Annotated in this window: 17 protein-coding genes; 9 read left to right on the forward strand and 8 right to left on the reverse strand. The window is 59.5% G+C overall.

Going from position 1 to position 19,520, the window contains the following annotated elements; all coding sequences use genetic code 11:
• Positions 1-794: 794 nt before the first annotated feature.
• The 3 genes from ACZZ0B_RS17710 to ACZZ0B_RS17720 all read right to left on the reverse strand — a co-directional run bounded on the left by ACZZ0B_RS17710 (position 795) and on the right by ACZZ0B_RS17720 (position 3,856).
• Complete coding sequence (locus ACZZ0B_RS17710; RefSeq protein ID WP_440095744.1) at positions 795-2,453, reverse strand: cation acetate symporter; 1,659 nt, start codon at positions 2,451-2,453, stop codon at positions 795-797.
• Positions 2,450-2,761: a DUF485 domain-containing protein gene (locus tag ACZZ0B_RS17715; protein WP_008087300.1), complete on the reverse strand. Its 312-nt coding sequence runs from the start codon at positions 2,759-2,761 to the stop codon at positions 2,450-2,452. The genes ACZZ0B_RS17710 and ACZZ0B_RS17715 overlap by 4 nt, the downstream gene beginning before the upstream one ends.
• 243 nt (positions 2,762-3,004) lie before the next feature.
• A complete protein-coding gene (locus ACZZ0B_RS17720) occupies positions 3,005-3,856 on the reverse strand; it encodes a glycine betaine ABC transporter substrate-binding protein (RefSeq protein ID WP_008087297.1) in 852 nt (283 codons plus the stop codon).
• Between the two features lie 286 nt (positions 3,857-4,142).
• Between ACZZ0B_RS17720 and ACZZ0B_RS17725 the strand changes: the two genes are divergently transcribed.
• Positions 4,143-5,738 carry a glycoside hydrolase family 17 protein gene (locus ACZZ0B_RS17725; protein ID WP_463545886.1) on the forward strand — a complete coding sequence of 532 codons (1,596 nt, stop codon included), beginning with the start codon at positions 4,143-4,145 and terminating at the stop codon, positions 5,736-5,738.
• Between the two features lie 81 nt (positions 5,739-5,819).
• Here the strand turns inward: ACZZ0B_RS17725 and ACZZ0B_RS17730 are convergent, their stop codons facing one another.
• On the reverse strand, positions 5,820-6,176 hold the full coding sequence (locus ACZZ0B_RS17730) for a hypothetical protein (protein WP_440095746.1): 357 nt from the start codon (positions 6,174-6,176) through the stop codon (positions 5,820-5,822).
• A gap of 224 nt (positions 6,177-6,400) precedes the next feature.
• On the opposite strand from ACZZ0B_RS17730, the gene ACZZ0B_RS17735 reads away from it, so the two are divergent.
• Together ACZZ0B_RS17735 and ACZZ0B_RS17740 are read left to right on the forward strand one after the other, a co-directional pair.
• The gene (locus tag ACZZ0B_RS17735) at positions 6,401-7,699 is read left to right on the forward strand and encodes a serine/threonine protein kinase (protein WP_158831990.1); all 1,299 of its coding nucleotides are present in this window, start codon (positions 6,401-6,403) and stop codon (positions 7,697-7,699) included.
• The gene (locus ACZZ0B_RS17740; RefSeq protein WP_008087290.1) at positions 7,692-8,480 is read left to right on the forward strand and encodes an MlaA family lipoprotein; all 789 of its coding nucleotides are present in this window, start codon (positions 7,692-7,694) and stop codon (positions 8,478-8,480) included. Before ACZZ0B_RS17735 ends, ACZZ0B_RS17740 begins: the two co-directional genes overlap by 8 nt.
• Positions 8,481-8,616: 136 nt before the next feature.
• On the opposite strand, the gene ACZZ0B_RS17745 is transcribed toward ACZZ0B_RS17740, so the two are convergent.
• Complete coding sequence (locus ACZZ0B_RS17745) at positions 8,617-9,531, reverse strand: DUF808 domain-containing protein (protein ID WP_463545887.1); 915 nt, start codon at positions 9,529-9,531, stop codon at positions 8,617-8,619.
• A 135-nt stretch (positions 9,532-9,666) separates the two neighbouring features.
• Between ACZZ0B_RS17745 and ACZZ0B_RS17750 the strand changes: the two genes are divergently transcribed.
• Positions 9,667-10,275: a TetR/AcrR family transcriptional regulator gene (locus ACZZ0B_RS17750; RefSeq protein WP_008083515.1), complete on the forward strand. Its 609-nt coding sequence runs from the start codon at positions 9,667-9,669 to the stop codon at positions 10,273-10,275.
• A gap of 100 nt (positions 10,276-10,375) precedes the next feature.
• Here the strand turns inward: ACZZ0B_RS17750 and ACZZ0B_RS17755 are convergent, their stop codons facing one another.
• From ACZZ0B_RS17755 to ACZZ0B_RS17765, 3 genes are all read right to left on the reverse strand, one after another.
• The gene (locus ACZZ0B_RS17755; RefSeq protein WP_440095750.1) at positions 10,376-10,834 is read right to left on the reverse strand and encodes an REP-associated tyrosine transposase; all 459 of its coding nucleotides are present in this window, start codon (positions 10,832-10,834) and stop codon (positions 10,376-10,378) included.
• Between the two features lie 226 nt (positions 10,835-11,060).
• Positions 11,061-12,131 (reverse strand): alpha/beta hydrolase, encoded by a 1,071-nt coding sequence (locus ACZZ0B_RS17760; RefSeq protein ID WP_463545888.1) that lies wholly within the window; start codon positions 12,129-12,131, stop codon positions 11,061-11,063.
• A gap of 100 nt (positions 12,132-12,231) precedes the next feature.
• Positions 12,232-12,672, reverse strand: a complete 441-nt coding sequence (locus ACZZ0B_RS17765; protein WP_008083511.1) for a GlcG/HbpS family heme-binding protein — start codon at positions 12,670-12,672, stop codon at positions 12,232-12,234.
• 268 nt (positions 12,673-12,940) lie between these two features.
• Between ACZZ0B_RS17765 and gcl the strand changes: the two genes are divergently transcribed.
• The 5 genes from gcl to pyk all read left to right on the forward strand — a co-directional run bounded on the left by gcl (position 12,941) and on the right by pyk (position 19,511).
• Positions 12,941-14,716: a glyoxylate carboligase gene (gene gcl / locus ACZZ0B_RS17770; protein WP_008083509.1), complete on the forward strand. Its 1,776-nt coding sequence runs from the start codon at positions 12,941-12,943 to the stop codon at positions 14,714-14,716.
• A 138-nt stretch (positions 14,717-14,854) separates the two neighbouring features.
• Positions 14,855-15,637: a hydroxypyruvate isomerase gene (gene hyi / locus ACZZ0B_RS17775; protein WP_440095753.1), complete on the forward strand. Its 783-nt coding sequence runs from the start codon at positions 14,855-14,857 to the stop codon at positions 15,635-15,637.
• A 131-nt stretch (positions 15,638-15,768) separates the two neighbouring features.
• Positions 15,769-16,662: a 2-hydroxy-3-oxopropionate reductase gene (locus ACZZ0B_RS17780; protein WP_007919937.1), complete on the forward strand. Its 894-nt coding sequence runs from the start codon at positions 15,769-15,771 to the stop codon at positions 16,660-16,662.
• 162 nt (positions 16,663-16,824) lie between these two features.
• Positions 16,825-18,099, forward strand: coding sequence for a glycerate kinase type-2 family protein (locus ACZZ0B_RS17785; protein ID WP_463545889.1), 1,275 nt, complete (start codon positions 16,825-16,827; stop codon positions 18,097-18,099).
• Entirely contained in the window at positions 18,096-19,511 is a 1,416-nt protein-coding gene (pyk, locus tag ACZZ0B_RS17790; RefSeq protein ID WP_158834499.1) for a pyruvate kinase, read from the forward strand. The genes ACZZ0B_RS17785 and pyk overlap by 4 nt, the downstream gene beginning before the upstream one ends.
• The last annotated feature ends 9 nt before the right edge of the window (positions 19,512-19,520 follow it).

A 19,520-nucleotide genomic window follows, 5' to 3' on the forward strand; every position in this document is an offset into this window, starting at 1 on the left:
TTTTTGTTTGTTTGGGTTTGGGATTTGGGATTTGGGATTTGGGGGCATATCCGTTGTTGCGGGAGCTGCCACTGGCGGTTTCGCTCTTACAGCGAGTCCCTTTTTCAAACGCCAAAAAGGAACCAAAAGGCTTTGCCCCTGGCGTACGGCACTTCGCTGAGGCTCAGTGTTCCCTCGCTACGGTGTCCATCCGGGGGCATCGCCTACGGTTTGCTTCGCTGCACCTCCTCTCGATGTATGCGGCTTCGCCGCACGGCGCTGCGCGCCTAACCCCCGGATGAACACCTTCGCTCGGCCTGCCGATGGGGCAAAAGATCAAAAACCAAAGCCAAAGCCAAAGCAGATCAAAAGATCGCAGCCTTCGGCAGCTCCTACACAGGATGAGCGTTAGCTCGGCTGCAGCTTTTGATCTTGATCCACGGGCGACGTCGGAAGGCTGAGTGGAGGGATTGATCCGGGCGTGGGAGCGCAGCGACCGTTTGGCGCAGCCAAACACAGCGAGAGGAGGTGCAGCGAAGCAAACCGTAGGCGCTGCGCCCGGATCGATCCCGGAGCGAAGGAACCCCGAGCCCCAGCGAGCGGGCCGCACGTAGGAGCAAGCCTTTTGGGTTACCTTTTCGGCGTTTGGAAAAGGTGACCCGCCGCAAGGGCGGAACCCTAAGCAGCCCTAACCGCAGCAACGGACATGTACACGAACCGCACGAAAAACACGGCCTGCCCGATAACCGCCCACAAAAAATGCCCCGATCTCTCAACCGGGGCATTCAGCACAACATTACAAAACCATCAAACCATCAATGCGAAACCGCACCGCTCGCCCCCAACCCAGTCTGCGAACGCACAAACTGCGGGAAGAACAGCGCGCGTTCTTTATCCGCAGCCGCCGACTTGTCAGTAATCGAGAAGAACCAGATCCCGACAAAGGCAATGATCATCGAAAACAGCGCCGGATACTCGTAAGGGAAGATCGCCTTCTCATGATGCAGAATCTGCACCCAGATGGTTGGGCCAAGAATCATCAGGCCTACAGCACTGATCAACCCCAACCAGCCGCCAATCATTGCGCCACGCGTGGTCAGCTTCTTCCAGTACATCGAAAGCAGCAGCACCGGGAAGTTACAGCTCGCCGCAATCGAGAACGCCAGGCCCACCATGAACGCAATGTTCTGGCTTTCGAAGAGGATGCCCAAGCCAATCGCCAGCACCGCCAAGGCAATGGTGGTGATCTTCGAGACACGAATCTCGTCCTTCTCGTTCGCCTTGCCCTTCTTGATCACACTGGCATACAGGTCGTGAGACACCGCCGAAGCACCGGCCAGCGTCAGGCCTGCCACAACCGCCAGAATGGTCGCGAACGCCACCGCCGAGATAAAGCCGAGGAAGATACTGCCACCAACCGCATTGGCCAGATGCACCGCCGCCATGTTGTTGCCGCCCAACAGCGCGCCCGCCGCATCTTTAAAGGCCGGGTTAGTGCTGACCAGCAGGATCGCGCCAAAGCCGATGATGAAAGTCAGAATGTAGAAGTAGCCAATGAAACCGGTTGCGTACAGAACGCTCTTGCGAGCTTCTTTTGCGTCACTCACGGTGAAGAAGCGCATCAGAATGTGTGGCAGGCCAGCCGTACCGAACATCAGCGCCAGACCCAGCGAGAAGGCCGAAATCGGATCCTTGACCAGACCGCCCGGGCTCATGATCGCTTCGCCTTTGGCGTGAACCTTGATCGCCTCGGAGAACAGCGTGTTGAAGTCGAAGCCGACGTGCTTCATCACCATCAGCGCCATAAACGAAGCGCCGGACAGCAACAGCACCGCCTTGATGATCTGCACCCAAGTAGTCGCCAGCATGCCGCCGAACAACACGTACATGCACATCAGCACACCGACCAGGATCACCGCGACGTGGTAGTCCAGACCGAACAGCAGCTGGATCAACTTGCCGGCACCGACCATTTGCGCGATCAGGTAGAACGCCACCACCACCAGCGAACCGCAAGCAGACAGGGTGCGGATCTGGGTTTGCCCAAGGCGGTAGGACGCCACGTCGGCAAAGGTGTATTTACCCAGGTTACGCAGACGCTCGGCGATCAGGAACAGAATGATCGGCCAGCCCACCAGGAAGCCGATCGAGTAGATCAGGCCATCGTAGCCGGAGGTGAACACCAGCGCCGAAATCCCCAGGAAGGACGCCGCCGACATGTAGTCACCGGCAATCGCCAGACCATTCTGGAAACCGGTGATCTTGCCGCCCGCCGCATAGTAGTCGGCCGCCGAGTTGTTTTTCTTCGAGGCCCAGTAGGTGATGTACAACGTCGCGCCAACGAAGGCCACGAACATCAGGATCGCAGGGATGTTCAGCGGCTGTTTGGCCACCTCCCCCGTCAACGCGTCAGCCGCCCAGACACTCGGCGCGAAAGCCGCAACACTCAATAGAGCCAGTAGACGCCGGATCATTGCTGAGCCTCCTTGAGAATCGCATTGTTCAGGTCGTCAAACTCGCCATTGGCGCGGCGCACGTAGATCCCGGTGAGGATGAATGCCGAAAGAATCAGCCCGACACCGATCGGAATACCCCAGGTAATCGAAGACTCAGGACTGAGTTTCGCTCCCAGTATGTGCGGCCCGTAAGCGATCAAAAGGATGAAGCCAGAGTAAAGCCCGAGCATGATTGCCGAGAGAATCCAGGCGAATCGTTCCCTTTTCTGAACCAGCTCCTTGAATCGGGGACTGTTTTGAATCGAGAGGTAAATGCTGTCGTTCATTGTTTTTATCCTCGCAGCACAAATTATTGTTGGAACATAGCTAATGTATGCGGCTGCGGGAGCGGTAACAGACGACCTTAGTAGTAGAACGCCATGACGTATTCGCCATTCTTCAGCACACCCCAAAACAACTGTAGGAGTGAGCCTGCTCGCGATGGCGTTGTATCAGTCGATATTTTCATCAACTGACGGGACGCTATCGCGAGCAGGCTCACTCCTACAGGGGTGCGACGTTATTTGTGGTTATTTGGTCCAGTCAGCCACGCGATCCGGGTGCTTGGCGACCCAATCTTTCGCAGCCGCTTCAGGTTTGGCGCCGTCCTGAATCGCCAGCATCACTTCGCCGATCTCGTCTTTCGACGCCCACTGGAAGTTTTTCAGGAACTTGGCCACTTCCGGTGCCTTGGCATCGAGCTCTTTGCTGCCGATGCTGTTCACGGTTTCAGCCGCGCCGTACACGCCTTTCGGGTCGTCGAGGAAGCGCAGTTTCCACTTGGCGAACATCCAGTGCGGCACCCAACCGGTGACAGCAATGGATTCGTTTTTCTTCTCGGCACGGGTCAGCTCGGCGATCATGCCGGCGCCGGAACTGGCTTTGAGGTTGTATTTGTCGAGGCCGTAATCCTTGATCGCCTGATCGGTCTTGAGCATCACGCCTGAACCGGCATCGATACCGACGATACGGTTCTTGAAGGTGTCATCGGTTTTCAGGTCTTCGATCGACTTGGCTTTGACGTACTCCGGCACGATCAGGCCGATTTTCGCGTCCTTGAAGTTCGGGCCGTAATCGACGACCTGATCCTTGTTTTTCGTCCAGTATTCGCCATGGGTGACGGGCAGCCAGGCCGAGAGCATGGCGTCGAGTTTACCGGTGGCAACCCCTTGCCACATGATCCCGGTGGCGACGGCTTGCAGCTTCACGTCATAGCCGAGTTTCTGCTTGATCACTTCGGCCGCTACGTGGGTGGTCGCAACGCTGTCGGACCAGCCGTCAACGTAACCGATGTTCAGGGTCTTGGTTTCCGCGCTGGCCAGTGTTGCGCCCATCGCAAGCGCCAGTGCGGCACCTGCGCCTAAAAGTCGTCGCATCTTCATCGTTACTTCCCCGAAATGCTGCGCCCGACGGATGACGGGCGGCGTCAACGTATTGTTATGGTGCACAGCGCCCCCATCACGCCTGACCGCAAACTCGCTGGACCATCAGTGGAGTGCTGACGCTTTCGATCATCAACCTGACGACGCTCGCGACCTGCTCTGTCAGCGACCTCAAGACAACGAGAAACGACATCAGAAGGCCATTAATCGCCTCTGAATAATTGACGCCAGACAATCCGCCCGAACTTTGCATGTGCAAATGATGCGAGCCACCAACCCCGGATAAATGCAGGTAACATGCGTCGCTTTGCAGCCACTCGGCCCGACCATGTCCGCGACGTCCCGCTTCCCCTTCCCTGCTTATTTATTTGCCTGCCTGCTGGGCCTGTTTGCCCTCGGCGGCTTCTGGTACGGCCTCGGTAAACCGGTGATCCTGCCGGACGCCGCGACGCCGACGCACAAGCTGCAATGCGCGTCCTATACGCCGTTCGACAAAGACCAATCGCCGTTCGACGTACCGTTCAAACTGCGCCCCGAGCGCATGGACGCCGACCTCGCGTTATTGGCGACCCGCTTTGAATGCATCCGCACCTATTCAATGACCGGCCTTGAAGCGCTGCCGGATCTGGCGCGCAAACACGGACTAAAGTTGATGATCGGCGCCTGGATCAACAGCAACCCGGTCGATACGGAGAAGGAAGTCGAGCTGCTGATCAAATCGGCCAACGCCAACCCGGACGTGGTCAGCGCGGTGATCGTCGGCAACGAAGCGTTGCTGCGCAAGGAAGTCACCGGCGCGCAACTGGTCCGACTGATCACCAAGGTCAAGAGCCAGATCAAGCAACCGGTCACCTACGCCGATGTCTGGGAGTTCTGGCTCAAGCATCCGGAAGTCGCGCCGGCAGTGGATTTCCTGACCATTCATTTGCTGCCGTATTGGGAAGATGATCCCTCGAACATCGATGCCGCCCTGCACCACGTGGCAGAGGTGCGTCAGGTCTTCGGCAACAAATTCGCCCCCAAAGACGTGATGATCGGCGAGACCGGCTGGCCAAGCGAAGGCCGCCAGCGTGAAACCGCCCTGCCGAGCCGGGTCAACGAAGCCAAGTTCATTCGCGGTTTTGTCGCCATGGCCGAGAAGGAAGGCTGGCATTACAACCTGATCGAAGCCTTTGATCAGCCCTGGAAACGGGCGAGTGAAGGCGCGGTCGGTGGCTACTGGGGACTGTTCGATGCGGATCGTCAGGACAAGGGCGTGCTCGCCGGCCCCGTGACCAATGTGCCGTTCTGGAAAGAATGGCTGGCAGTCGGTGGTTTGATTTTCCTTAGCACGCTGATCCTTGGCGGGCGCGTTCGCACCACGCGTTCGGCACTGGTGTTGCCGCTGTTGGGCGCCCTCGCCGCTTGCTCGATTGGCGCCTGGGGTGATCTGGCGCGGGTGACTACACGGTTTGCCAGCGAATGGTTGTGGGTCGGCTTGCTGACGGCGTTGAATCTGCTGGTATTGGCGCATGCCGCACTGACGCTGAGCGCACGCACGGGCTGGCGTGAGCGTGCGTTCAATGTGCTCGAGCGACGTGCAGGCTGGCTGGTCGCGGCGGCAGGTTTTGCCGCTGCCGTGATGATGCTCGAGATGGTTTTTGACCCGCGTTATCGCAGCTTTGCGAGCATGGCGTTTGTGCTGCCGGCGCTGGTTTACCTGTGCCGACCGGTACGCGTGCCGCGTCGCGAGATCGCTCTGCTGACCTTTATTGTCGGTGTGGGGATTGCGCCGCAGTTGTATCAGGAAGGCTTGCAGAATCAGCAGGCGTGGGGCTGGGCGTTGGTCAGCGTGTTGATGGTCGCAGCCCTTTGGCGCTGCCTGCGCGTTCGCCAGGGCTGAAGATCAAAGGATCGCAGCCTTCGGCAGCTCCTACATGGGGATGGCGTACACCCTGTAGGAGCTGCCGCAGGCTGCGATCTTTTACGCTCTGACCAACCGCAACCCGGCAATCACTAACGCAAACACCGCTAAAGTGGTGTTGTACAACGCCAGCGCCGGCACCCCGAACACCAGCGCCAGCACCGCCAGCCACCAGCCTGCCCGCCCGGGCACGACAAAACCGATCAGCGCCGCGCCGAGCGCGGTCCAGCCCAGCACCTTGAAGTGAATCATCAGCCCAAGGTTGGAACGCAACTGGCATTCCCAGCGGCTAGCCTCATCCACGCAAATGCCCACCCACTTGCCGTCCTCCATAAAGCCATACCGCGCGGCATAACTGGCAGCCAGCCACAACGGCAACAGAACGAGCAGCAGAATCACGGGCAAGCGGCGGGACATGAAGCACTCCAAACATGGGAAATCGGCGGCCAGCTTAATCTGCCGCCAGCGGTGTGCAAGCGCTAACAACACTTAACTGTTCATTGATGCGGTGCAAAGTGTATCGTCCAGCTACTATTACTCCGAATTCTGCCTGTTTGGTGCCGATGCATGGCACTTTGGCGCAAACCCGGTGGTCATAGCCTGCGAACTTCATTCGGCACCTTCCTCTAAGGGATCTAGTCATGCTCCGTTCCTTGCGCTTCGCCGCGCTGTTCAGCGGCCTTATTTTGAGTGCGTCCGCACTGGCGGTGGACATCGATGCCGCCAGTTATGGCTATCCCCTGACCAACCCGTTCGAGGCGACCATCGCCACGACCCCGCCGGACTTGCGCCCGGAATTGCCGCTGGACGACGACATCAACCAGTCGGATCGCAGCCTGACGTTGCGCCCGGAGCGCGAGTTCATCCTGCCGGACAATTTCTGGGCAGTGAAGAAACTCACCTACCGGATCGCCACTCAGGACAAACCGGCACCGCTGATCTTCCTGATCGCCGGCACTGGCGCGCGCTATGACAGCACGCTCAACGAATACCTGAAAAAGCTCTACTACAAGGCCGGCTACCACGTCGTGCAGTTGTCCTCGCCGACCAGTTTCGACTTCATCAGCGCCGCCTCGCGCTTCGCCACCCCGGGCGTGACCAAGGAAGACGCCGAAGACATGTACCGGGTGATGCAAGCCGTGCGCGCACAGAATCCGAAAGTGCCGGTCACCGAGTATTACCTGACCGGGTACAGCCTCGGCGCGCTGGATGCCGCCTTCGTTGCGCACTTGGACGAGACCCGTCGCAGCTTCAACTTCAAGAAAGTCCTGCTGCTCAACCCACCGGTGAACCTCTACACCTCGGTGACCAACCTCGACAAGTTGGTACAAACCGAAGTTAAAGGCATCAACAACAGCACCACCTTCTATGAATTGGTGCTGAGCAAGTTGACCCGTTACTTCCAGCAGAAAGGCTACATCGACCTCAATGATGCGCTGCTTTATGACTTCCAACAGTCCAAGCAACATCTGACCAACGAACAGATGGCGATGCTGATCGGCACCTCGTTCCGCTTCTCGGCGGCCGACATCGCGTTCACGTCCGACCTGATCAACCGTCGCGGCCTGATCACGCCACCGAAATTTCCGATCACCGAAGGCACCAGCCTCACGCCGTTCCTCAAGCGTGCGCTGCAGTGCGACTTCGACTGCTACCTGACCGATCAAGTGATTCCGATGTGGCGCGCCCGCACCGACGGCGGCAGCCTGCTGCAACTGATCGATCAGGTCAGCCTGTATGCACTCAAGGATTACCTGCACGACAGCCCGAAAATCGCCGTGATGCACAACGCCGACGACGTCATCCTCGGCCCGGGCGACCTCGGTTTCCTGCGCAAGACCTTCGGTGATCGCCTGACCGTTTACCCACTGGGCGGCCACTGCGGCAACCTTAACTACCGCGTCAACAGCGACGCTATGCTGGAGTTCTTCCGTGGCTAAATATCTCCTGCTGATGGCAGCGCTCCTCTGCGCAGGCGTGGCCCAGGCCGACAACAGTAAAGCCAACGCGCCGGTGGTGGTCGACAGTGATGGCTTCAAAGAGCCTCTGTCCAAACTCAAATTCAACCCGGGGCTGGATCAGCGCGAATTCGAGCGCTCGACGCTCAACGCGCTGAACGTCTACGATCCGCTGGAATCGTGGAACCGTCGGGTTTACCACTTCAACTACCGCTTCGACCAATGGGTGTTCCTGCCGGTGGTCGATGGCTATCGCTACATCACGCCAAGCTTCCTGCGCACCGGTGTGAGCAACTTCTTCAACAACCTCGGCGATGTGCCCAACCTGGTCAACAGCCTGTTGCAGTTCAAGGGTCAGCGCTCGATGGAAACCACCGCGCGCCTGCTGCTCAACACCACCATCGGCATCGCCGGTTTGTGGGATCCGGCCACGGCGATGGGCCTGCCGCGCCAAAGCGAAGACTTCGGCCAGACCCTGGGCTTCTACGGTGTACCCGGTGGCGCCTACTTCGTCTTGCCGATCTTCGGCCCGTCGAACATCCGCGACACCGCCGGCCTGGCCGTGGACTACACCGCCGAATCGGCGATCAACTTCCTCAATGTGTCGGAAGTCAGCTCCAACCATCCGGAAGTCTGGGCGTTGCGCGCAGTCGACAAGCGCTATCAGACCAGCTTCCGCTACGGCCAGATGAATTCGCCGTTCGAGTACGAGAAAGTGCGTTACGTGTACACCGAAGCACGCAAGCTGCAGATCGCCGAATAGTTTTCGGCAGACACACAAAGGGGCCATTCGATGCGAGTCGAATGGCCCCTTTTTTAGATCAAGGGATCGCAGCCTGCGGCAGCTCCTACAGGGGGTGCGCGATGCCCATGTAGGAGCTGCCGAAGGCTGCGATCTTTTAGCCCTTAACAGATTTCCAGATTTTGCCGACAACGGAAACCACCGCCAACACCACCGCGCCAGCGATGATCCCCGCGACACCGTTGAGCAACATCGGCACCGCAAACCCGACACTGCCGGCCGCCGCACCAACGCCTTCAATCCAGTGATGCAGCACCGGCACGCCGTGAGTCAGGATGCCGCCGCCGACCAGGAACATCGCCGCTGTACCGACCACCGACAAGGTTTTCATCATGTACGGCGCAGCGCTGAGAATGCCGCTGCCAATCTTTTTGGCCATCTGCCCAGGCTTCTGCGTCAACCACAGGCCGAGGTCGTCGAGTTTGACGATGCCCGCCACCAGACCGTAAACACCGACCGTCATGACAATGGCGATGCCAGACATCACGATCACTTGCTGAGTCAGCGAAGCGTCCGCCACAGTGCCGAGCGTAATCGCGATGATTTCCGCTGAAAGAATGAAGTCGGTGCGGATTGCGCCTTTGATCTTGTCCTTTTCATACGCCACCAGATCGGTCGCCGGATCGGCCACGGCCTCAGTCAGTTGCACATGCCCGGCCTCGTCTTCAGCTTCGCTGTGCAAAAACTTGTGCGCGAGCTTCTCGAACCCTTCGAAACACAGGTACGCACCGCCGACCATCAACAGCGGTGTCACCAGCCACGGCACGAACGCACTGATTGCCAGCGCCGACGGCACGAGGATCAGTTTGTTGACGAACGAGCCCTTGGCCACCGCCCAGACCACGGGAATTTCCCGCTCGGCACGCACGCCGGAGACTTGCTGGGCATTGAGCGCCAGATCGTCACCGAGCACACCGGCGGTCTTCTTGGCGGCCATCTTGGTCATCAAGGCAACGTCGTCCAGAACGGTGGCGATATCGTCGATCAGCACCAGCAAACTGCTTCCTGCCATGAATCCTGTTTCCTTCTATGTATGAATGTTGCGAAGCATAACGCGACCACAGACCACACGGGGCATTCTTGAGCGCTGCGCGAGGCCGGTGCTACCATGCGCAACCGCCAGAACAGGCAAGGAACCACCGGGTTTATGAGCACAATCCGCGAGCGCAACAAAGAACTGATCCTGCGTGCCGCCAGTGAGGAGTTTGCCGACAAGGGCTTCGCTGCGACCAAAACCAGCGACATCGCCGCCAAGGCGGGATTGCCCAAGCCCAACGTCTACTACTACTTCAAGTCCAAGGAAAACCTTTACCGCGAGGTATTGGAAAGCATCATCGTGCCGATTCTGCAGGCCTCGACCCCGTTCAATCCGGACGGTGTACCGAGCGAAGTGCTGAGCGGTTACATCCGCTCGAAGATCCGCATCTCCCGCGACCTGCCGTTCGCCTCGAAAGTGTTCGCCAGCGAAATCATGCACGGCGCCCCGCACCTGAGCGCCGACCTGGTCGAGCAGCTCAACGGCCAGGCCAAGCACAACATCGACTGCATCCAGAGCTGGATCGACCGCGGGCAAATCGCCCCGATCGACCCTAATCACCTGATGTTCAGCATCTGGGCGGCGACCCAGACCTACGCCGACTTTGACTGGCAGATTTCTGCTGTGACCGGCAAGGACAAGCTGGACGAGGCGGATTACGAGGCGGCGGCACAGACGATTATCCGGTTGGTGCTGAAGGGGTGTGAGCCGGATCAGTAAGACCGCGGTGATGCTATCGCGAGCAGGCTCACTCCTACAGGGGAACGCATTCCAAATGTAGGAGTGAGCCTGCTCGCGATCAAGGCGCCACGGTTTCAGCTCAAACCCAAATGGCATCCCACAGCGGATAATCGCCAAGCTTCTGCACCAAACCCGCCCGCAATGGGTTGGCCACAACATACCGCGCAACTTTGACCAAGTCCTCCTCCCGCCGCAGTGCCCGGTCATGAAAGCCTCGCTGCCAGAGAGGGTTGCTATCGCCAGTAGCCTGCCTTACCGCTTTAGCACTCAGTGACTTGGTCTTCTGCATCAGCTGACTCAAGTTTCCCTGCTGCAACTCGATCAGCCAGTGAAAGTGATCCGGCATAACCACCCAGGCCATTGAGTTGGCCAAGCCAGAATTCTGTGAATTGCGAAATTGATCGACGACCAGTCTGCCCAAGGTGAAATCCCTGAAGACGGGTCTTCTCTGGTAGGTATTGGTCGTTAGCAGATAAATGCGACTGGCTTCGGCGTAGCGTCCGAATCGCAATCGGTGTGCAGCGGGTAAATCCGGCATTCCTTTGCCCTCCATGAACAGGTCATGAAAGGCTAGTTCTGTGGATTCGCTTGTGTGGGCGGACTTTTGGCGGGATGTGTCTGGAAGGTAGCTATCGCGAGCAGGCTCACTCCTACATAGGGTTTGTGGTGTTTAGAGAATTTGTGTCAAAACACGACCCTTGTAGGAGTGAGCCTGCTCGCGATGACTCTTCTTCAGGCGCCGCAAGACCTCACGGATAAAAATCTCAAACCTCCTCCCCCATCAACCAGCGCAACGCCTGCGGCAGCGAGGTGCTCCAGTCGTCCGGGAAGGTGTGCCCGGCCTCGTGGGTGCGGGACTTGACCTCGTTGCCGTCGCTGAACAATTGGCGAAAATCGGCGCTCATCTGTAGATTGCCCGGCCCTTCTTTTTTGCCATTGATGACAAACACACGCTTGCCGCGCGCCTTGCTTTCGGTGGGCGTCGGTTGATTGCCGCCGGGTGACAGCAGCAGTGCGCCGGCGTAATCGTCCGGGTGTTGCGCCAACAGCGCGCCGGCGTGTTGCGAACCTTGCGAGAAGCCCATCAGAAACACGCGTTTGCGGTCGATGCATTGTTGGGCTTCGAGGGCTTTGAGGCCTTTCTGCACGGCTTCATGGGTGCCTTCGAAACCGGGGCCGATCCAGCGGAAGCTGTCGACCGCGTTGATCATTTGCGTGCCGTTGATCCCCAGAATGATTGCGCCGGTGTCGGCCAGCGGTTGGTAGTCTGCATCCAGCTCGCCATTGACGCCGTAACCGTGCAGCCACACCACCACCGGGCGGCAGGCTTTGGGCACCGGGATCTTCGCCGACGGATTGAGCACGGAAATCGCGCCAACCTTACCCTCGGCGATTTTCTTGTAACGCTGCTGCGCGCTGGCCAGTACGGATTTGTAGGTGGCGGTGTCGCGGAGCTCGGAGAAGTCTTCGTCCCCTGCCAGCAGCGGGCCGAACCACAGGCCACGGTCATCGGCCTCCTGCAGATAGCGCAGCGCCAGTCGGTCATCGCCACGACGGGCAAATAGCGCCGCCACCTGATAAGGCGCCAGCAGTTGCTTGGGATCTTCACGGGAGGCTGCCAGGTAAACCGCAATTGCCTGCAACGTGTCGGTTTCTTCGAGCTTCTCGGCCCGCTCCATCAACTCCGGTACATCGTCGGCGTTGAGCAGTGCAGAAACCACCGGGCTCAGCGCGTTAAAGGCGATTTCGTCGGCGTCGGGGGTTTCCGTCGCATGCAGGACGGGCGTGCAGAGGGTGATGGCGGCGGCCATCGTCATGGCAAATAGCGTCTTCACGCAGATCTTCCTTGATACATAAACGAGAGGGGCGGCAGTCTATAGACCCCGCCCCGCTTCGTCATCATCACGCCATCAGACGTGCTGATTTATTTTCCGGTCAGGCCGCCACCCCCGCATCCGCGCGCAGCTCCAGCGCCTCCACCGCTTTAATGGCGACTTGCTCATCGATGTCCGACAGATCGCCGCTGATGCCGATCGCTCCCAGCACATTGCCTGCCTGATCCCGAATCAACACACCGCCCGGTGCCGGCACGACGCTGCCCTGACCCATGCTGTTCAGTGCAGCAATAAAGGCCGGGCGTTGTTGCGCGTCGAGTGCGAGCAGGCGCGAGCCTTTACCCAGGGCAATCGCGCCCCAGGCTTTGCCGATGGCGATATCCGGGCGCAGCAGGCTGGCGCCGTCTTCACGTTGCAGGGTGATCAGGTGGCCGCCGGTATCGAGTACCGCGATGGTCAGCGGCGCGGCGTTGATACCGCGCCCGGCGTTGATGGCTTCGTTGACCAGCTTGACTGCGACTTTCAAGGTTAAAGCGCTCATGGTGCCGTCCTCATTTTGTTATTGGGAAAGTCGTGGGGCTGCGCTTTTCTGCCGCAGCCCGATGCAACAAATAGAACACAATGAGTTATTTTTTTGTATACAATAATTCTCTAAAAGCGCCACATGCGACGAAAAGCCACAGTCAGGCAGGCTTCCGACGAATGAAACAGGCGCTTGAGAAAATGGATTGACCTGCGCCGTCCGCCGTGAATACACTCTGCGCAAAGCCACTTGTATACAATTACAAAACGTAAAGAGGCACAAAACCATGAGCAAAATGAGAGCAATCGAAGCCGCCGTTCTGGTGATGCGCCGTGAAGGGGTTGATACCGCTTTTGGCATCCCGGGCGCTGCCATCAACCCGCTGTACTCCGCCTTGCAAAAAGTCGGTGGCATCGATCACGTCCTTGCTCGCCACGTTGAAGGCGCCTCGCACATGGCCGAGGGCTACACCCGCACCAAGGCCGGCAACATCGGCGTGTGCATCGGTACTTCCGGCCCTGCCGGTACCGACATGGTCACCGGGCTCTACAGCGCCTCGGCCGACTCGATTCCAATCCTCTGCATTACCGGCCAGGCACCCCGCGCCCGTATGCACAAGGAAGACTTCCAGGCTGTCGACATCACCAGCATCGTCAAGCCAGTCACCAAGTGGGCGACCACTGTTCTGGAACCGGGCCAAGTGCCTTACGCGTTCCAGAAAGCGTTCTTCGAGATGCGTTCCGGCCGTCCAGGCCCAGTGCTGATCGACCTGCCGTTCGACGTGCAGATGGCCGAAATCGAATTCGACATCGACGCTTACCAGCCGCTGCCATTGGCCAAACCGACCGCTACCCGCGTTCAGGTCGAGAAAGCGTTGGCTTTGCTCGATCAGGCCGAGCGTCCATTGCTGGTTGCCGGCGGCGGCATCATCAACGCCGACGCCAGCGATCTGCTGGTTGAATTCGCTGAGCTGACCGGCATCCCGGTGATCCCTACCCTGATGGGCTGGGGCACCATCCCGGACGATCACCCATTGATGGTCGGCATGGTCGGTCTGCAGACTTCGCACCGTTACGGCAACGCCACCATGCTGAAATCCGACGTGGTGTTGGGGATCGGTAACCGTTGGGCCAACCGCCACACCGGTTCGGTTGACGTTTACACCGAAGGCCGCAAGTTCATTCACGTCGACATCGAAGGCACGCAGATCGGTCGTGTGTTCACGCCGGATCTGGGCATCGTTTCCGACGCCGCTGCAGCACTGACCGTGTTCATCGAAGTCGCTCGTGAATGGCAAGCCGCCGGCAAACTGAAAAATCGCAGCGCCTGGCTGCAAGACTGCCAGCAGCGTAAAGCCAGCCTGCATCGCAAAACCCACTTCGACAACGTGCCGGTGAAACCACAGCGCGTTTACGAAGAAATGAACCAGGTGTTCGGCAAGGACACCTGCTACGTCAGCACCATTGGTCTGTCGCAGATTGCCGGCGCGCAGTTCCTGCACGTCTACAAGCCGCGTCACTGGATCAACTGCGGCCAGGCAGGCCCGTTGGGCTGGACCATTCCGGCAGCGCTGGGCGTGGTGAAGGCCGATCCGAACCGCAAAGTCGTGGCCCTGTCGGGGGACTATGACTTCCAGTTCATGATCGAAGAACTGGCGGTCGGCGCTCAGTTCAAACTGCCGTACATCCACGTCGTGGTGAACAACTCGTACCTGGGTCTGATCCGTCAGGCACAGCGCGGGTTCGAAATGGACTACTGCGTGCAGCTGTCCTTCGATAACCTGAACGCGCCGGAACTCAACGGTTACGGTGTTGACCACGTCGCAGTGGCTGAAGGCCTTGGCTGTAAAGCGCTGCGTGTGTTCGAGCCATCGGAAATCGCCCCTGCCCTGCGCAAGGCCGAACAGATGATCGAAGAGTTCAAGGTGCCGGTCATCGTCGAGATCATTCTGGAGCGTGTGACCAACATCTCCATGGGTACCGAGATCAACGCCGTCAACGAATTCGAAGACCTGGCGCTGGTCGGCAACGATGCGCCAACTGCGATTTCGCTGCTTGATTAACTGCTGACCGCTGATCGTTCCCACGCTCTGCGTGGGAACGCAGCCCGGGACGCTCTGCGTCCCAAAGCGGACGCAGAGCGTCCATTGAGGCATTCCCACGCAGAGCGTGGGAACGAGAATCTAGAACGGGAGACCACCATGCCGCGTTTCGCAGCCAACCTGTCCATGCTGTTCACCGAACAGGATTTCCTTGCCCGTTTCGACGCCGCCGCCAAGGCTGGTTTCAGCGGTGTCGAGTACCTGTTCCCGTACGATTTCAGCTCTGCCGAAATCAAGGCCAAGCTCGACGCCAACGGTCTGACCCAAGTGCTGTTCAACCTGCCGGCCGGTGACTGGGCCAAGGGCGAGCGCGGTATCGCCTGCCTGCCGGATCGGGTCGAAGAGTTCCGCGCCGGTGTCGATCTGGCGATTGCTTACGCACAAGTGCTGGGCAACACCCAGATCAACTGCCTGGCCGGTATCCGTCCACAAGGCGTTGACGATGTCACCGTGGAAAAAACCTTCGTTGCCAACCTGAAATACGCGGCCGACAAGCTGCAAGCGGCGGGCATCAAACTGGTGATGGAAGCGATCAACACCCGCGACATCCCGGGTTTCTACCTGAACAACACGGCGCAAGCCCTGTCGATTCGCGAACAGGTCGGCAGCGCCAATCTGTTCCTGCAATACGACATCTATCACATGCAAATCATGGAAGGCGATCTGGCCCGCACCCTGCAATCGCACCTGGGCGAGATCAACCATGTGCAGCTCGCGGACAACCCGGGGCGCAACGAACCAGGCACCGGTGAGATCAACTACCGCTTCCTGTTCGAACACCTGGATCGCATCGGTTATCAGGGTTGGGTCGGTTGCGAGTACAAACCGCTGACCACCACTGAAGCGGGCCTGGGCTGGTTGAAGTCGCACAACGCAATCTGACAAACACATGACCCTGTAGGAGCTGCCGCAGGCTGCGATCTTTTGATCTTGTTATTTTGAAGATCAAGATCAAAAGATCGCAGCCTTCGGCAGCTCCTACAGGGGAAAGACAAAAACAAGAGGATTTTCTCATGGCTAAAATCGGATTTATCGGCACCGGCATCATGGGCCACCCAATGGCTTCGAACCTGCAGAAAGCCGGTCACAGCCTGTTCCTGTCGGCGCACCACGACGCCGCTCCTGCTGATCTGGTTGCCGCTGGCGCCGTCGCCCTGGCCAACCCGCGCGAAGTCGCGCAGGAAGCTGAATTTATCATCGTCATGGTGCCGGATACCCCACAGGTCGACGACGTACTGTTCCGCGCTGACGGCGTTGCCGCTGGCCTGAGCAAAGGCAAAATCGTTATCGACATGAGCTCGATCTCGCCGACCGCCACCAAGGCGTTCGCGGCGAAGATCAACGAGAAAGGCGCGCAATACCTCGACGCACCGGTATCCGGTGGTGAAGTCGGCGCCAAGGCCGCGACCCTGAGCATCATGATCGGTGGCGACGCCGATGCCTTCGAACGCGCCCTGCCGCTGTTCCAGGCCATGGGCAAGAACATCACCCTGGTCGGTGGCAATGGCGACGGTCAAACCGCCAAAGTCGCCAACCAGATCATCGTCGCCCTGAACATTCAGGCCGTCGCTGAAGCCCTGCTGTTCGCTTCGAAAAACGGTGCTGATCCGGCCAAGGTGCGTGAAGCACTGATGGGTGGTTTCGCGTCCTCGAAGATCCTTGAAGTGCACGGCGAGCGCATGATCAAAGGCACTTTCGATCCAGGCTTCCGCATCAGCCTGCACCAGAAAGACCTGAACCTGGCCCTGCAAGGCGCCAAAGAGCTGAACATCAACCTGCCAAACACCGCCAACGCCCAGCAAGTGTTCAGCACCTGCGCAGCAATCGGTGGCAGCAACTGGGATCACTCGGCGTTGATCAAAGGTCTGGAACACATGGCCAACTTCTCGATCCGCGACAACAAATAAGCCCTGCCCCGTCGCTCGTTCCCACGCTCTGCGTGGGAATGCAGCCCGGGACGCTCCGCGTCCCTGCCGAAGCGGACGCAGAGCGTCCATTGAGGCATTCCCACGCAGAGCGTGGGAACGATCATCAGCATTAACCAAGAACAATAAGATTGGGAGCCCGCCATGTCGGTCGATCCGCAACAACTGCTGCGCGAGCTGTTTGCCACAGCCATCGACGCGGCCCATCCGAACCAAGTCCTCGAAGCCCATCTGCCTGCCGATCGTACTGGCCGGGTGATCGTCATCGGTGCCGGCAAAGCCGCCGCGGCCATGGCGCAAGTGGTCGAGAATTGCTGGGAAGGTGACGTGTCTGGCCTGGTGGTGACCCGTTACGGTCACGGCGCCCCCTGCGAAAAAATCGAAGTGGTCGAAGCCGCGCATCCGGTGCCGGACGCTGCCGGTCTGGCCGTGGCCAAACGCGTGCTCGAACTGGTCAGCAACCTGACCGAGGACGACCGCGTAATCTTCCTGCTCTCCGGCGGTGGTTCTGCCCTGCTCGCATTGCCGGCCGAAGGCATCACCCTCGCCGACAAGCAATCGATCAACAAAGCCCTACTCAAATCCGGCGCGACCATCGGCGAGATGAACTGCGTGCGCAAGCACCTCTCGGCGATCAAGGGCGGCCGTCTCGGCAAGGCCTGCTGGCCTGCCACTGTTTACACCTACGCGATTTCCGATGTGCCGGGCGACCTCGCCACGGTCATCGCTTCCGGCCCGACCGTGGCCGATCCAAGCACCTCCGCCGAAGCGCTGGCGATCATCAAACGCTACGGCATCGAGATTCCCGTTTCCGTGCGCAACTGGTTGCAAAGCCCAGAGTCGGAAACCGTCAAACCCGGTGATCCGAGTCTTGCGCGCAGCCACTTCCAATTGGTCGCCCGTCCTCAACAATCGCTGGACGCGGCGGCAGTGAAATGCCGTCAGGCCGGGTTCAGCACGCTGATCCTCGGCGACCTCGAAGGTGAGTCGCGCGAAGTGGCGAAAGTCCACGCCGGCATCGCTCGCCAGATCATCAACCATGGCCAGCCATTGGCAGCGCCGTGCGTGATTTTGTCCGGTGGCGAAACCACCGTGACCGTGCGCGGCAATGGCCGTGGCGGACGCAACGCCGAATTCCTTCTGAGCCTGACCGAAAATCTCAAAGGCCAGCCGGGCGTCTATGCCCTGGCCGGTGACACCGACGGCATCGACGGCTCGGAAGACAACGCCGGCGCGATCATGACCCCGGACAGCTACGCCCGCGCCGCCGCCCTCGGTTTGAGCGCCAGCGACGAGCTGGATAACAACAACGGCTACGGCTATTTCTCGGCGCTCGATGCGCTGATCGTCACCGAGCCGACCCGCACCAACGTCAACGACTTCCGCGCCATTCTGATCCTTGAGAGCTGCAAATCATGACGCCTGATAAAAAGGTCAAAATCCTCGCCACCCTCGGGCCTGCTGTCGATGGCATCGAAGACATCCGCGAACTGGTCGAGGCCGGGGTGAATATCTTCCGCCTGAACTTCAGCCACGGCGATCACGCCGACCACGCCAAGCGCTATCAGTGGATCCGCGAAGTCGAGCGCCAGCTCAACTACCCGCTGGGCATTCTGATGGACTTGCAGGGGCCGAAACTGCGCGTCGGCAAGTTCGCTGACGGCAAGGTGCAACTGCATCGTGGTCAGGCCTTCCGTCTCGATCTGGACGCAACGCCGGGCGATGAGCGCCGGGTCAATCTGCCGCATCCGGAAATCATCGAAGCGCTGGAAGCGGGCATGGATCTGCTGCTCGACGACGGCAAATTGCGTCTGCGCGTGGTCAGCAAATACGCCGACGCGATCGACACCACCGTGCTCAATGGCGGTGAACTGTCGGATCGCAAAGGTGTGAACGTGCCGCAAGCCGTGCTCGACCTCAGCCCGCTGACCGCCAAGGATCGCCGTGATTTGAGCTTCGGTCTGGAGCTGGGTGTGGACTGGGTCGCGCTGTCGTTTGTGCAGCGTCCGCAGGACATCATCGAAGCCCGCGCACTGATCGGCGACAAAGCCTTTCTGATGGCGAAAATCGAAAAGCCTTCCGCCGTTGAACAACTGCGCGAAATCGCTGAATTGAGTGACGCGATCATGGTGGCTCGCGGTGACCTCGGCGTCGAAGTGCCGGCCGAGAGCGTGCCGCAGATCCAGAAAAATATCATCACTACCTGCCGCGAACTGGGCAAACCGGTGGTGGTCGCGACGCAGATGCTCGAGTCGATGCGCTTCTCCCCTGCCCCGACCCGCGCCGAGGTGACTGACGTCGCCAACGCCGTGGCCGAAGGCGCTGACGCGGTGATGCTGTCGGCAGAAACTGCGTCCGGCGAGTACCCGCTGGAAGCCGTGCAGATGATGAGCAAGATCATCCGCCAGGTAGAGAACGGCCCGGACTATCAGACTCAGCTCGACGTCAGCCGGCCGAAGGCGGAAGCGACTGTTTCCGATGCGATCAGCTGCGCGATTCGTCGCATCAGCAACGTGCTGCCGGTGGCGGTGCTGGTCAACTACAGCGAGTCGGGCACCTCAAGTTTGCGTGCCGCGCGGGAACGGCCGAAAGCGCCGATCCTCAACCTCACGCCGAACCTGCAAACCGCGCGTCGTTTGAGCGTGGCGTGGGGCATTCATTCGGTGGTCAACGATCGCCTGCGTCAGGTTGACGAAGTCTGCTCAACCGCACTGGAAATCGCCCAGGCCCAAGGCATGGCCGAACGTGGTGACACGCTGCTGATCACCGCCGGCGTGCCGTTTGGTCAGCCTGGATCGACTAACTCGCTGCGTATCGAAACATTGATTTAACCGCCCACC

Source organism: Pseudomonas sp. AC247 (assembly GCF_979258015.1).

Excerpts from the sequence above, each read along its gene's own strand:
- ACZZ0B_RS17785 (WP_463545889.1), top strand. The coding sequence starts at position 16,825 with ATGTCGGTCGATCCGCAACAACTGCTGCGCGAGCTGTTTGCCACAGCC.
- ACZZ0B_RS17715 (WP_008087300.1), bottom strand. The coding sequence starts at position 2,761 with ATGAACGACAGCATTTACCTCTCGATTCAAAACAGTCCCCGATTCAAG.
- ACZZ0B_RS17755 (WP_440095750.1), bottom strand. The coding sequence starts at position 10,834 with ATGCCGGATTTACCCGCTGCACACCGATTGCGATTCGGACGCTACGCC.
- pyk (WP_158834499.1), top strand. The coding sequence starts at position 18,096 with ATGACGCCTGATAAAAAGGTCAAAATCCTCGCCACCCTCGGGCCTGCT.
- ACZZ0B_RS17720 (WP_008087297.1), bottom strand. The coding sequence starts at position 3,856 with ATGAAGATGCGACGACTTTTAGGCGCAGGTGCCGCACTGGCGCTTGCG.
- ACZZ0B_RS17730 (WP_440095746.1), bottom strand. The coding sequence starts at position 6,176 with ATGTCCCGCCGCTTGCCCGTGATTCTGCTGCTCGTTCTGTTGCCGTTG.
- ACZZ0B_RS17780 (WP_007919937.1), top strand. The coding sequence starts at position 15,769 with ATGGCTAAAATCGGATTTATCGGCACCGGCATCATGGGCCACCCAATG.
- ACZZ0B_RS17750 (WP_008083515.1), top strand. The coding sequence starts at position 9,667 with ATGAGCACAATCCGCGAGCGCAACAAAGAACTGATCCTGCGTGCCGCC.
- ACZZ0B_RS17745 (WP_463545887.1), bottom strand. The coding sequence starts at position 9,531 with ATGGCAGGAAGCAGTTTGCTGGTGCTGATCGACGATATCGCCACCGTT.
- ACZZ0B_RS17765 (WP_008083511.1), bottom strand. The coding sequence starts at position 12,672 with ATGAGCGCTTTAACCTTGAAAGTCGCAGTCAAGCTGGTCAACGAAGCC.
- hyi (WP_440095753.1), top strand. The coding sequence starts at position 14,855 with ATGCCGCGTTTCGCAGCCAACCTGTCCATGCTGTTCACCGAACAGGAT.
- gcl (WP_008083509.1), top strand. The coding sequence starts at position 12,941 with ATGAGCAAAATGAGAGCAATCGAAGCCGCCGTTCTGGTGATGCGCCGT.
- ACZZ0B_RS17735 (WP_158831990.1), top strand. The coding sequence starts at position 6,401 with ATGCTCCGTTCCTTGCGCTTCGCCGCGCTGTTCAGCGGCCTTATTTTG.
- ACZZ0B_RS17710 (WP_440095744.1), bottom strand. The coding sequence starts at position 2,453 with ATGATCCGGCGTCTACTGGCTCTATTGAGTGTTGCGGCTTTCGCGCCG.
- ACZZ0B_RS17725 (WP_463545886.1), top strand. The coding sequence starts at position 4,143 with ATGCAGGTAACATGCGTCGCTTTGCAGCCACTCGGCCCGACCATGTCC.